At 56.7% G+C, this 13394-nt stretch carries 9 protein-coding genes; 6 read left to right on the top strand and 3 right to left on the bottom strand.

The window, feature by feature from the left end; genetic code table 11:
* Positions 1–3: 3 nt before the first annotated feature.
* Positions 4–981, bottom strand: a complete 978-nt coding sequence (locus PJL69_RS16000; protein ID WP_271310556.1) for a hypothetical protein — start codon at positions 979–981, stop codon at positions 4–6.
* A 37-nt stretch (positions 982–1018) separates the two neighbouring features.
* The gene (locus PJL69_RS16005) at positions 1019–2569 is read right to left on the bottom strand and encodes a hypothetical protein (RefSeq protein WP_271310557.1); all 1551 of its coding nucleotides are present in this window, start codon (positions 2567–2569) and stop codon (positions 1019–1021) included.
* Between the two features lie 441 nt (positions 2570–3010).
* Here PJL69_RS16005 and PJL69_RS16010 point away from each other — a divergent pair, with 441 nt between their 5' ends.
* The 6 genes from PJL69_RS16010 (at position 3011) to PJL69_RS16035 (ending at position 9731) form a co-directional block, all read left to right on the top strand.
* Positions 3011–3472 (top strand): CBS domain-containing protein, encoded by a 462-nt coding sequence (locus PJL69_RS16010; protein ID WP_271310558.1) that lies wholly within the window; start codon positions 3011–3013, stop codon positions 3470–3472.
* A 52-nt stretch (positions 3473–3524) separates the two neighbouring features.
* Positions 3525–4889, top strand: a complete 1365-nt coding sequence (locus tag PJL69_RS16015) for an ArsB/NhaD family transporter (RefSeq protein WP_271310559.1) — start codon at positions 3525–3527, stop codon at positions 4887–4889.
* Between the two features lie 219 nt (positions 4890–5108).
* A complete protein-coding gene (locus PJL69_RS16020) occupies positions 5109–7277 on the top strand; it encodes a S8 family peptidase (RefSeq protein ID WP_271310560.1) in 2169 nt (722 codons plus the stop codon).
* Positions 7278–7285: 8 nt separating this feature from the next.
* Positions 7286–7945, top strand: a complete 660-nt coding sequence (locus PJL69_RS16025; protein WP_271310561.1) for an alpha/beta family hydrolase — start codon at positions 7286–7288, stop codon at positions 7943–7945.
* A 103-nt stretch (positions 7946–8048) separates the two neighbouring features.
* Positions 8049–8516 carry an acyl-CoA thioesterase gene (locus tag PJL69_RS16030; RefSeq protein WP_271310562.1) on the top strand — a complete coding sequence of 156 codons (468 nt, stop codon included), beginning with the start codon at positions 8049–8051 and terminating at the stop codon, positions 8514–8516.
* Between the two features lie 285 nt (positions 8517–8801).
* A complete protein-coding gene (locus PJL69_RS16035; RefSeq protein WP_271310563.1) occupies positions 8802–9731 on the top strand; it encodes a glycerophosphodiester phosphodiesterase family protein in 930 nt (309 codons plus the stop codon).
* Positions 9732–9783: 52 nt separating this feature from the next.
* Here the strand turns inward: PJL69_RS16035 and PJL69_RS16040 are convergent, their stop codons facing one another.
* A complete protein-coding gene (locus PJL69_RS16040) occupies positions 9784–13377 on the bottom strand; it encodes a hydantoinase B/oxoprolinase family protein (RefSeq protein ID WP_271310564.1) in 3594 nt (1197 codons plus the stop codon).
* Between the last annotated feature and the right edge of the window lie 17 nt (positions 13378–13394).

Raw genomic sequence — 13394 nt, forward strand, 5'->3', positions numbered from 1 at the left:
CTGTCACTTCAGCTGTGAACTATGAGTTTTTCCAATAGCCCGAAACACAGCAAAAATGGCGTCTTCCAGATTGCTGAGTTTTTCAGTGTCAGAGGGTCCCGACACCGTGGTAGACGGGCTTAGATCGTCGATCTCAAACAAAGCTGCGGGCGCATCGCAATATGTCTTGGCAACATAGGCGTTGTCTTGCGCACACAAATCCATGATTTCAGCGCGCTCGGCGATCGAATAGCAATCACCGCTGCGTGTGGCCCCCTTGGTCTGATGGCGCGAAATCTCTCTGATGAGCTGTTTCGTGTTGATGTCCGTTGTGCGGTTGAGCATGCCCAACAGATGCGACACTTCCAGCGACAGCGTCGGATTTGACTGCGCTTGACGCGGCAGCGCACACAGCGTGCCATGCAGGCCGATACTCTGTGCAAAATCTTCGACCACATCGCCGTTGTGTAGCGTGCTGCGCTCAAAAATGCGCACAATCAGGGCCTCTTTGCCAAAGGCCGCGGCAAAGGCGTCGAGGGTTGTTCCATAGAAAGATGCGATTTGGCGTTGCTGGGCGTATTTGGCGGGTGACCCACGGAACCGCCCGTTTTTGAGCGTCTGTTTGTACATGGCCTCCAGAAACTTGTCCTGACGACGCAGATACGTGACCAACTTGACCCGTTGCTTTTGGTGCTCTGGTAAATGAGCTGCGAGCGCCGCGGCTATAGAAGGCCGGAAAAACATCTCAGAGGAAATGATGTGGGTGTGATCGGGCAGTGCGTCGATTTCTTGCACCACCTTTTCCAGCAGCGGCTGGATGTCACCATTTCTTTCTGTAATCGCAATCTGGTTGTGCGCCGCGCGTTTGCGCCCGGCCTGCACGTAATTCACCCCTTGCGCCTTCAGAGCCTTCTGATGCGCCCAAAGATGCGCCTGAATCGACGTGGAACCGGTCTTTTGCGTGCCAATGTGAATGTAGATTGGAGGGGGGGATTGCGGCATTCGAAGCTTTCAGATGGGGCTGACGATCAAGCGGATTTTACGCAACTATATCAAGCTTTAGTACATCTTCCAGCGGTGGCGCCTTACCAAATGCATCTGAAATCAGACGCTTCACTTTCGTTGTGTGTGGAATGCTGGAAAATTCTGGCGCCGCGCGCTGTTGCATGCGGTCAATGGCGTTGCGCTCTACCCGGAAGCGCGGGCGCAGTCTCATGGACCCATGGAGCAAAATCCGGTCATTGAAGGGGTTCACATGATAGGCGTTAGTGGATCCGTTCAAATGTGCGCCCAATGCATGCGGTTGCACCAGTTCCAGAAAGGCCATGTCATAGATGCGTGCATGCGCAGCCTCTGGCAGTGTGTTCATCCAGTCGCGATATCTGGCGCTCCAGAACGCTTTCTGATCCGGGGTCCAGTCCTCACTGATGCGCAACCGGTACAGAGCATATCCCATGTCAAAAGGCGCATCGATATACTCTCTGAGGTATTGTTGCGCGCTGAGAATGCCCACGAGGTTCCCGCGGATCAACACCTCATGTTCAGGTGCAAGCGTGTTGGCAAGCCCGGCGCGCGGATCTCGCGTGCCTGATTCATACCCGGTGCGCAAAGCAAACTCATCAAACCGAATGCGATTGATCGGTTTGCGCAGGACCGGCTCATGTTCAGGATCGAGGGTATTTATGATGTGATGAGGGACGCCAAGCTGCTGGCATAAATTTCGTGCAATCAAACAATCGGCGAGCGTGTTGTGATTGATGGCATGGGTGAAGGCGCTCTTGAGATGTTGAATGTCCTCCTTGCCGTAGCTCAACAGCAATCGGCTGTCATAACCACCGCTGACCGGCAAACAGCAGTCGAAGTTGGTAAGCAGGCCAGACATAACCTGCCGCAGCCTGTCTTCCATCTGCGCAATCAAGCCGGGTCGTTCGGCGCGGCTGACATCAAACTCTGCGTCTGTTCCTGGCCACAATCGTTGCAATTCAAAGCTGTCGAGGTCCAGAAAATGATTGGGAAACGCACGCAGGACACGTCGGTCGCTTGTGTGTTCAAATGCATAGCACAGGTTGCGTCGTAAAATTGCCTTTCCGTTAAAACGCGGGTTGTGTTGAAGCTCTCCGTACGCAGCCAGCATTGTGCTGGAGGCCACAAGCCCCTCGGCAGGATTGTAAACCACCGATTGGTCCAGTGCCGCATCGAAGTGGATCTGCTCAACACCCTCTTTGCAAAGGAGGACGGCAAAGCGCCCGGCAGTCTTGAAAATGAGCGTCCGCAATGACGCAATCAAACGTGCATCGGTTGCGCTATTGGGAACAGTGAGCCTGTCTTTGACCGCCGTTCCATCCTCTAGGATGCCAACCCCAAGGAACCAACCAACGTGTTCATTTTGTGTGTCATAGATCGGAGTGACGCGCAGATCTGGACATGCGTGCAGATACCACTCTCCCAATTTTGCGTTACGCCATCTGTACGATGTCGCAACCGGCGCTTTCGAGAGCACAAACTGGTATTTGAAGACTTCAGAAAAGTCATAGCCGGCTCGGTCGCAAATTACGCGCGCGGCGAGCTTTTTGGTGGGGTCGTCAGCCAATAGATCTCTCGATGCTCGGTTTTTGCGCCTTAAGTCTGTTTGTGTTTTGCCCAGTTGACGGCAGATGGACAACATTTTTTGTGACCGACGCGCCAAGTCTGCTATCTTTTGTGTGAAAGAGCAGGCTCAAGGTTTTGCAATCCGGTGGCTTTAAAGCGCCCGCGTTCCGCCTGTGGCGTCTCTTTGGCGCGAAAAGAGGGCGTTTTTGAGAGTGCGTTTCGCGATGGTTAAGCCATCAATACGCCTTTTCATCATTTCACCACTAGTAATTTGCGGCCAAACAATAGACATAGGCGAGCGACTCTGGCGATTCAACATGTGATGTGTGCGTAATTTGGCCTCATCCCGCCGTTGCACCGCCGCTCGGTTGCAACAACGTCGCTGTTTCTGGCGTCATAAAATGAAGAGGTCACCAATATGGGTCTGACATGTGCTGATGTCATGGTTTCACCCGACCTGCAAAAGACAATTCACCCCGACGCCAGCGTCGCAGAAGCTCTCGCAATTCTGAAGGAACGCCGTTCGCGTTTCCTCCCCGTGGTTGACGAAACCGGCAAGTATCATGGCGTTTTCAGTGCGCCCACGATGCTGAAGCTGCTTCTTCCCAAAGCCGCCACCATCGGTCTGAACACGGACAGTATGCGGGTGTCTTTGGATCACTTGAGCTTCATGAACCTGGATAAGGATCATTTCTCCCAACAGGTTGAAATGCTCAAGCAAGAAAAAGTTTCGGACAATATGTCCGATCCCAGCAACATTCCTGTGACGGCGCCTGATACGCCGATCATGGAGGGCATCTTCCTGGTGTATAAATACAAACGCCACGTGATGCTTGTGGAGCCAAATTCGCAGCGATTTGTAGGTACGGTGAGCGCGAACTCACTGATCGACAAAGTGTTCTGAGGCCATCGCCTGACGCCTCCTTAACCAATCTAAATGAAAGCGGGTCAGTATCGTGTCTGCACATTCTTCCTCACACGGTGAGGCGGGCTTTTCCTTGCCGGATATGCTTGGGGTCGATCCTTTGTGGATTGCTTCCGGTATTCTGGTTTTGGTCTATGCCGTACTCATCACCGAAAAAATCAACCGTGCCATTTTGGCCATGCTCGGCGCCTCGCTCATGGTGCTGTTCGGCATTCTGAACCAGCAGCAAGCGGTCAATGGTGTTGATGCAAACACGCTCGCGCTTTTGATTGGCATGATGGTGGTTGTGGCCATCACCAGCAAATGTGGATTGTTCCAATACGTGGCGATCAAGTCAGCCAAATGGGTGAAAGCGGATCCCACGGGCATCCTGATCATGCTGACCCTGATCACAGCTGTTTTCTCCGCGATGCTCGACAACGTGACGACTGTGCTTCTGATTGCGCCGATCACACTTCTGATCACTGATGCGCTTGAAACACGTGTGTTCCCGTTCTTTCTGGCAGAAATCCTGGCGTCTAACGTTGGGGGTACGGCCACGTTGATTGGTGACCCGCCTAACATCATCATTGGCTCTGCGGCGAACCTGAGCTTCAACGACTTCTTGTATAACTTGGCCCCGATCTCCGCGATCTGCCTCGTTATTCTGACCTTCATCATCTACTTCATGAACCGCAAAGAGCTGTCCAAGATCCCACCGGAAGCCAGCGCACGGATCATGCAGTTCAACGAAAAAGAAGCCATCACCGACAAGGTTCTGCTGGTTAAGTCCTTGGCTGTTCTGGCTCTGGTGATCTTTGGCTTCGTGGTTGGTCACGGCTATGGCATTCAGCCAGGCACCTCCGCTCTGGCCGGCGCCGCGCTGCTGATGCTTCTGGCCTATGGGCACCAGCACGGCGAAGATCAAACCGAAAGCGTGCACCACATTTTCGGCGAAGTGGAATGGGTTACCATCTTCTTCTTCGGTGGTCTGTTTGTGATCGTGGCTGGTGTGGAGCAGGTTGGTCTGCTTGAGTACTTTGGCGAGAAAGTGCTGGAGCTGACCCAAGGCGATATGATGTGGACAGCGTTCTTCATCTTCTGGGCCTCTGGTATCCTCTCTGCGATCCTCGACAACATTCCTTTTGTGGCAACCATGATCCCGCTGATTGAATCCACTGCGGATACATTTGGTGGCCCTGACGCGATCGAGCCACTGTGGTGGTCGCTGGCGCTTGGTGCTTGTCTGGGTGGTAACGGCTCTCTGCTCGGCGCTTCGGCAAACCTGACGGTTGCGGCCTTCGCAGAAAAAGCCAAACAGCCAATCGGCTTCCTGAAATTCATGTACTATGCATTCCCGATCATGATCCTGACGCTGATGATCGCAAACGTGTATCTCTGGCTGCGCTATTTCTAATTGCGTGACATAACGTCTCTAAGAAGCCCGGCGCATCGCGCCGGGCTTCTTTGTGTTTGGCATGAAAAAATCTGGTATGATGACGGCATCGAAAGCGTGTTGTCTGAAGCACAGCATCCCCAGATTGATACATCTTTAAGATGATTTGGCCTTTAGGGTTTGGCTAAAGAGTTTAGGGTATTCCTAAGAGAGCTTGAAAGACCAGTGGGGGGCACTTTGATGCCAATACCAAAGAAGCGTGTGACGATTGCGTTTTTGGGGGCAAGTGTTCTTGCCGCGTGCGGCGGCGGTGACGGTGAAGACGACAGTACAAGTGGCGGCGCTGGCGGTGGCAACGCGCCCGGAGGTGGCGGAGGGCCTGTTTCGAACCTCCCATTTACCGATGATGAAACGCTGCTGGCTTCGTTTATCAGCAATCTGGATTCCCTGCGCACGAGCGCCAACAGGCTGCTCCGTCAGGATGCCAGATATCGGCGTCAAATAGCAGATGGGCGATACTTTGTTGACCGCAACAACAATGGCACCTTTGACGACGGTGTTGATGTCAGCTTAGAAGGCAACCCGATTGAGGCCGCAGGCATTCACTATGCCCATGCCGCGGGCCTCACCGGTGCCGGCGAAACCATCGCCTTTTCTGACAGTGGCTTCCTGCCCGGCCACACTGTGTTTGCAGGCAAAGATATCACTTTGGGTCGCAACTTGCCGGTGACGGATCACGGCACTTTCGTGGCATCGGTCGCGACGGGCAATTCATCCACAATGATTGGCGTCGCCCCAGAGGCTGACGCAATCTTTGGCAGCTACAACACCTTTGCGCAGTTGAGTGAAACCGCGCGCGCTGCCCGTGCGCAGGGCGCGGTTGCGTTGAACAATTCATGGGGCTTTGTCGCCCGCGATGCAGTGCGTTCAGACTACGATCGCGTGTTCGGCTCATCGGCGGGGGCGGACTATCTCAGTGCGTTGACAGATTATGCCGAAGACGGAATTGTGGTGTTTGCAATCTCAAACGATCATGAGATTTCCAGAGCGGGCTTGTTGCCGGGTCTGCCTGTGTTCCACTCCGATCTTGAAAAGAGCTGGATCGCGGTCATCAACGGCGTGCCTGAGCTCAATGGGGACGATGTCGTTTCGGCAACACGTGTGTCCGGCGCCTGTCTGGAAGCCGCTGCCTGGTGTATCGCTGCAAACGGCAACTGGACCGGTGCGAACGCATCAAATGGCTATCGTTTTGGCACGGGCACGTCGTTTGCTGCGCCGACAGTCTCCGGGGCCTTGGCGCTGTTGGCCGAAGCTTTCCCCGATATGTCGCACCAGCAGCTGCGGGTCAGGTTGCTGGCCACAGCGGACAATGAGTTTGACGGATTTCAGAAAAGTGGGTCCGTTGAACTGGTTCCGGGGTTTGAGCATGACTACAGCCGTGAATGGGGTCATGGGTTCCTTGATGTGGCGGCGGCATTGTTGCCAATTGGCCAAGCCACAATAACAACCGCTGATGGCAGGACGATCAACACACGTGAACCGCTTGTGGTGTCTGGTGCGGCCAGTGGCAACGCGATCAAACAAGCGCTTGAGGGGGTCGACGTTGTCAGCCGCGACGCGCTGTCTGCTGGGTTTGTCATCGACGCGGCCCAAATGGTCGCCACCCGTGACACAAGCCCGCTGTTTTCGCTGAATGATGTTCTGAACTTCGACCAAATCCAAGAAGAGGGCTACGGCAGCATCGCTTTCTTTGGTGACAATCGCCTGACGCCTTTTGCCACGCTCAATGCGAAGACAGAAATGCTGCTTTTCCAGTCTCAAAACTACGGAGATGAGAGCATCGGTTTTGGATTGGCGCGCCACTTTGATCTTGGCGGTGCCAACCTGAGGGTCAGCGCAACCTACGGCGATGACACCGCCTCTCTGCTCTCCGATTGGAACGGAGGCGGTGACGCCGCCATCTTCTCCATGGACATGGCACTTTCCACAGACCTTTCCGAAAAATCACAGCTCAGGGTCGAGTTTGGCTATGCCTTCGGGCAGGAGGCCACTGGTTTTGGCCAAGCCTCGGATGTTGTAATGAACGCAAGCGCATTGACCCTGTCGCATCGCGATGTCTGGGCGCGCAACGACCGGCTCAATCTGTCTGTGTCTCTGCCCGCGGCGATCTCTTCTGGTGCCACGGCTTTGTCTCTTCCGGTGACAAATGCGCTTGGGGTTGTCACGCATCAGACGGTGCCAATTGACCTTAGCCCTGATGAGCGTGAGGTCCGTCTGGAGCTCAGCTACGGGCGGCCTCTGTCTCGCAGAACCAGCATGGGCGTGTCGCTCGCACACGCCATGAATCGCGGCCACATTGCAGGGCGTGACGAAACGGCTATCTTGTTTGGGATCAACACGCGTTTTTGAGAGACCGCATGGCACCCATAAACTTCCTTGTGGATGGAGCGCGCACCGACGCACCGACATTGGTGTTTGCCCATGGTGCAGGCATGCCGATGGACGCGCCGTATATGAACACGGTTGCCCAAGGTCTGGCTCAGGCTGGATTGCGCGTGGTCCGTTTCGAATTTGCCTATATGGCGCAGCGGCGCACCGGTGGTTCAAAACGGCCACCTCCGAAAATGCCCCTTCTGCAAGAAGAGTATCACGCGGCGCTTTCTGCGTTGGCGCGGGATGTTGGCGCAGATGGTCCTATAGTGATTGGCGGCAAGTCAATGGGTGGGCGCGTTGCCAGTTTGATCGCGGATGATCTGCATGCGGCGCGGCACATTCGAGGGGTGCTCTGTCTGGGATATCCATTTCATCCGCAGGGCAAACCGGATGTCTTGCGTGTGGATCACCTTGAAGCGCTGCTGACACCGACCCTGATGTGTCAGGGCACACGGGATCCCTTTGGGACCGAAGCGGATGTCGCCACCTATCCATTGTCGCCGCAAATCGAAATGGCATGGTTTGAAGACGGCGATCACGATCTTAAACCGCGCAAACGCGTCACTGGTCTGGATCACGCCGCGCATTTGGCGCAGTTTTGTGAGATTGCAGGATCTTGGGTCAAAGAACGGTGTGCCGGGTGAAAGAACGTTGCGTTGCGTCGCAGGCCGGCGCTGGCGGCGCACTGGTGCAGCGCGTAACCTGTCGCCCGGATAGGCATTTCCCAAAACAGGACGCGCAGCGCTGATGACAGATCAAGAGATTGAAGCCCTCGCTGATTTCCCGAATGCATATTGGAAGCGGTTCACAGTCACACAGCAGGATCTGGACGGTTTTCACCATGTCAACAATGCGGTGTATCTGAAATGGCTCGACGCCACCGTTTGGGAGCATACAGATTCTGTGGGGCTGACCGCAGAGGTATGCCTGAAAATGGAGCGCGGCATGGCCGCTGTCCGTCACGAGATCAAATATCTGGCCTCTGCATTCCTCGACGATGAAGTGGTTGTTTTTGTGTGGATCTCGTCCAACGACGGGCGCCTGAGGTGCAGTCGCGTGTTCCAGGTGGTCCGCTTGAGCGATCACAAAACCATCCTGCGCGCGCAGTCAGATTATGTCAGCACCAACCTCACCACCGGCCGCCCTGTGAAAATGCCGGAGATCTTCAAAACCGACTATCCGGTGATGTTGCCGAAGGATGCGGTCTTGCCATAACCGACCACCGGGCAAGGTTGCATGGCGGGCCTGTCGCGCAGGACGGATATGGCAAGAGCGGCCGGCGTTCCCTTAAGAGTGGGAGAGATTGAGGTACAGTTGCAACTGATGGGTCAGTTGGGCGCGAACTCATTGCTCCAGAGCGATCTTACAGGTACCGAGACAGAAATGGTGGGGCACGGGCCGTCACATCGGGTGCTCCCGTGGTCCATCGGAATGAAATTTGGCACGGCCGCAGAGTCTCCATGAGTCTGCGCGCCGTACTCGCAAGGACGGATCGCTTCGATGGGTCAGCAATTTGGGCAGTTAGACGGGTTTCGCGCAGATGCGTCGGGCCCCAGAGTTTCAGGGCACCGTGGCGCCCGAGGTGCGTTGCCGGAAAACACGATTGAGGGTTTCGCCTTCTGCCAGCAGATTGGGATTGCCTCGATTGAGTTTGATGTGGTCATGACCAAAGATCGCGTGCCGGTGGTGGTCCACAACCATACGCTGGATGGCGCATTGGCACGTGATGCAGAGGGGCATTGGTTGCCCGACCCCGGTCCACGCGTGGCAGAGATGACCCTGGCAGAGGTCCGCGCCTGCAACGTTGGCATGGCCAATCGGGGCACTGAATATGGGCGTCGTTTCTCAGATCAGGCGGTGCTGCCGCATGCACAGGCGCCCACGCTGGATGATGTGCTGACATTTGTGGCAAAGCCTGAGAATGCCTCCTTGTCCCTGCTGCTGGAGCTCAAGACGGACCCGGATGCCCCCGATCTCGCGCAGGAGCGCGCAGAAATGGTGGCGACGGTTGTCGCTCAGGTGCGTGCTGCGGGTCTTGTGGATCGCACCGTGATGCACAGTTTTGATTGGGGCATTCTCGATGTAGCGCGCGCACAGGCGCCAGAGATGCCGACATCCTACCTATCCTACCTGCCCAAGGGCCTGCCGGGGGAAGACACGGATCGCACCGTGATGCCCTCTTGGGAAGAGGTGCCCGCCTCTATGCCGAATGCTGTGGTTGAGGCAGGGGGGCAAATGTGGTGCCCGCATTTTCTGGATGTTACTCCAGAGGGTGTAGCCGAGGCCCACGCGCTTGGCCTGGTCGTTGGCACCTGGACAGTCAACAGCGTCAAAGAGATCAACCGCATGATTGACTGCGGTGTGGATAGTATTGTCACCGACTATCCCGGTCGGGTGCAGGATTGCCTGCTACGCCGCGCAGCAAGCTGAGATCACAACGAAAAAGGGCCGCTTGAGATCATTCAAGCGGCCCTTTGTTTGACTAGACTGCGCCAAAGCCGCCGCCGCCGGGTGTTTCCATCACAAAGATGTCTCCGGCTGTCAGCTCCGCCTGATCGTTGCCCTCCAGCGTCTCTTTGGTGCCATCACTGCGCACAACGCTGTTCAGGCCCACCTTGCCGCTGCCACCGCCAGACGCCCCATGAGGCGCGATCACACGGTGGGAGGACAGCACGGTCACGGTCATTGGCTCATTGAAGCGCAGACGCCGGATGATGCCATCGCCGCCTTGCCACTGGCCGTCGCCACCAGACCCATGCCGGATCGAAAACTCCTCCACCCGCACCGGGAAGCGGGTTTCCAGCACCTCCGGGTCAGTCATCCGCGTGTTGGTCATGTGGCTGTGCACGGCACTCGTGCCATCAAAGCCGTCGCCAGCCCCGGTGCCGCCGCAGATGGTTTCATAGTTCTGATAGGTGTCATTGCCATAAACAAAGTTGTTCATCGTGCCCTGACTGCCTGCAATCACACCAAGCGCGCCATACAATGAGTCGGCAATCGCCTGGCTCACCTCTGTGTTGCCGGAGATCACGGCGGCTGGGAATTTCGGGTTGATCATGGAGCCTTCCGGCACAATGAGCGAGAGCGGTTTCAGACAGCCTTCGTTCATCGGGATGTCACTGCCCACAAGCGTGCGGAAGACATAAAGCACCACCGCACGGCAGATCGCCATGGGCGCGTTGTAGTTCGTTGGGCTTTGCTCTGATGTGCCGGTGAAGTCGATCGTCGCGGTGCGGTTTTCCTTATCAACTTTGATGGCGACTTCGATCTTCGCACCGCCGTCCAGCGGGTAGGAAAACGCGCTGTCTTTCAGCACATCCAGAACCTGCCGCACGCTTTCTTCGGCATTGTCCTGCACATGGCCCATATAGGCCTGCACCGTAGAGTGGCCGAACTGTGCGGTGATCTTGGTCAGCTCAGAGGCCCCGGTGGCATTCGCCGCAATTTGCGCGGCCAGATCGGCCATGTTTTCGTTCACATTCCGGCAGGGATAGCGCCCGGAGGTGAGCAACTCGCGCGCTGCTGCCTCCCGCAGGCTGCCTTGATCCACCAGCAGGAAGTTGTCGATCACGATGCCTTCTTCTTCGATATGGCGGCTGTCAGGCGGGGCGGAGCCCGGCGTCTTGCCGCCAATATCAGCGTGGTGCCCACGTGAGGCGACGGTGTAGATGATGCTTTCACCAGCCGCGTCAAACACCGGCGTGATCACCGTCACATCCGGCAAATGTGTGCCGCCATTATACGGGTTGTTCATCATGAACACATCGCCGGGGCGGATCTTGCCTGCGTTCTCGCGCAGCACCGTGCGCACACTTTCCGACATAGAGCCCAGATGCACCGGCACGTGGGGTGCGTTGGCCACCAGATCGCCATTCTGATCAAAGATCGCACAGGAGAAATCATAGCGCTCCTTGATGTTGACCGAATAAGCGGTGTTCGCAAGCGTCGCGCCCATCTGCTCAGCAATCGACATAAAGAGATTGTTGAACACCTCCAGCATCACCGGATCCACCGAGGTGCCAATCGCCTCAGAGCGTTTGAGCGGCACAATGCGTTTGAGCACCAGATTGCCGCCGGTGGCACAGGTCGCCTGCCAGCCGTCCTCAATCATATTGGTGCCGGTTGGCTCCGTCAGGATGGCCGGGCCGGTCACCGATTGGCCAATCGCCAGCGTGTCGCGGTCCACCAGCGGCACTTCCTGCCAGCGCCCGCCGGTATAAAGCGAGACATTGGGGGGCGTGCAGTCTGCGCCAACAGGGTCAGGCATAGTCACCGGCTCGCCGGTCTGACCAATCGCCTCAGCCACCACCACATCAATGATCAGATCATCTGTGTCCGGCGCAAATCCGAAACGCTGCTTATGCGCGGTGACAAAATCCGCGCGCATGTCGTCTGGCGTGCCAAAGGCGACCGACAGGCTCTGCTGCGCGCCTTTGGGCCGGATATGTGCGGTTTGCGAAACATGAATATCCGTTGCAGCAACCCCTTGGTCTGCAACTTCTTTTTGCGCCGCGGCCGCCAGCGCTTGCAGGGCGGTGCCTGCCTCCGCCGCTTCCAGCGCGCAGGCCACTTGGCTTTCCCGCATGGCGCGGATGTCTGCAAGCCCCATACCAAAGGCAGAGAGAACGCCCGCAAACGGGTGAATAAAGATGCTCTCCATGCCAAGCGCATCCGCCACCAGACAGGCATGTTGCCCACCAGCGCCGCCAAAGCAGTTCATCGTGTATTTTGTCACGTCATAGCCGCGCTGCACCGAGATTTTCTTGATCGCATTGGCCATGTTTTCCACAGCAATGCGCAGGAAGCCCTCCGCGAGGTCTTCCACGGATTTATTCGTGCCAATTTCCGCCTTCAGCGCTTCAAATTTCACGCGCACCGCATCCACATCCAGCGGCTGATCACCATTGGGCCCAAAGACATGCGGGAAATGATCCGGCTGCAATTTGCCAAGCAACACGTTGCAATCCGTCACGGTGAGCGGGCCACCCCGGCGATAGGCGCAAGGCCCCGGATTTGCGCCTGCGCTTTCCGGGCCCACCTGCATACGACCATCGCGATAGCTGAGAATAGAGCCGCCGCCCGCCGCCACCGTATGAATGGACATCATGGGCGCACGCATCCGCACCCCGGCCACTTCGGTCTCAAAGGAGCGTTCATATTCGCCCGCATAGTGGCACACGTCGGTTGAGGTGCCGCCCATGTCAAAGCCGATCAGCTTGTCAAAGCCAAGCTCCGCCGCAGAGCGCACCATGCCAACCACGCCGCCCGCTGGGCCAGACAGGATCGCGTCACGCCCTTGAAACAGCCGCGCATCGGTCAACCCGCCGTTGGACTGCATGAACAAAAGCCGCTCACAGCCGCCTTTGGCGGTATCAAGCGCGGTGGCCACCTGATCCACATAGCGCCGCAGGATAGGGGAGAGATACGCATCCACCACAGCGGTATCGCCGCGTCCCACCAGTTTGATCAGCGGGCTGGTCTCATGGCTCAACGAAATTTGGGAAAAGCCGATGTCTTGCGCCATCTCGCCCAGCGTTTTCTCGTGTGCGGGGAAGCGATAGCTGTGCATCAGCGCAATCGCGACAGACCGGAAACCCGCCGCATGGGCCGCTTCCAGCGCACTCCGCGCCGCTTCGGCGTTCAGGGCGGTGATGACATTGCCATCTGCATCCAGCCGCTCTTCAACCTCGATCACCTGATCATAGAGCAGCTCTGGCAGCACGATATTCAGATCAAACAGAGCAGGGCGGTTCTGATACCCAATGCGCAACAGATCCCGCAACCCTTTGGTGATCAACAGCACGGTGCGCTCGCCTTTGCGTTCCAAAAGCGCATTGGTCGCAACCGTTGTGCCCATTTTTACGGCATCAATCGCGCCTCTAGGAATCGCGTCACCCTCAGTCAGATCAAGCAGCTGGCGAATGCCATGCACGGCCGCGTCTTGGTATATTTCTGGGTTTTCTGACAAGAGCTTATGCGTTTTGAGCCCGCCATCGGGCGCCTTCGCCACGATGTCGGTAAACGTGCCGCCACGGTCGACCCAGAATTGCCATGCGCTGTCGTGCTCTGTGGTCATCGCTCTCTCCTAGAATC

The sequence above is a fragment of the Shimia sp. MMG029 genome (assembly GCF_027947445.1).
Taxonomy (GTDB): Bacteria; Pseudomonadota; Alphaproteobacteria; order Rhodobacterales; family Rhodobacteraceae; genus Shimia.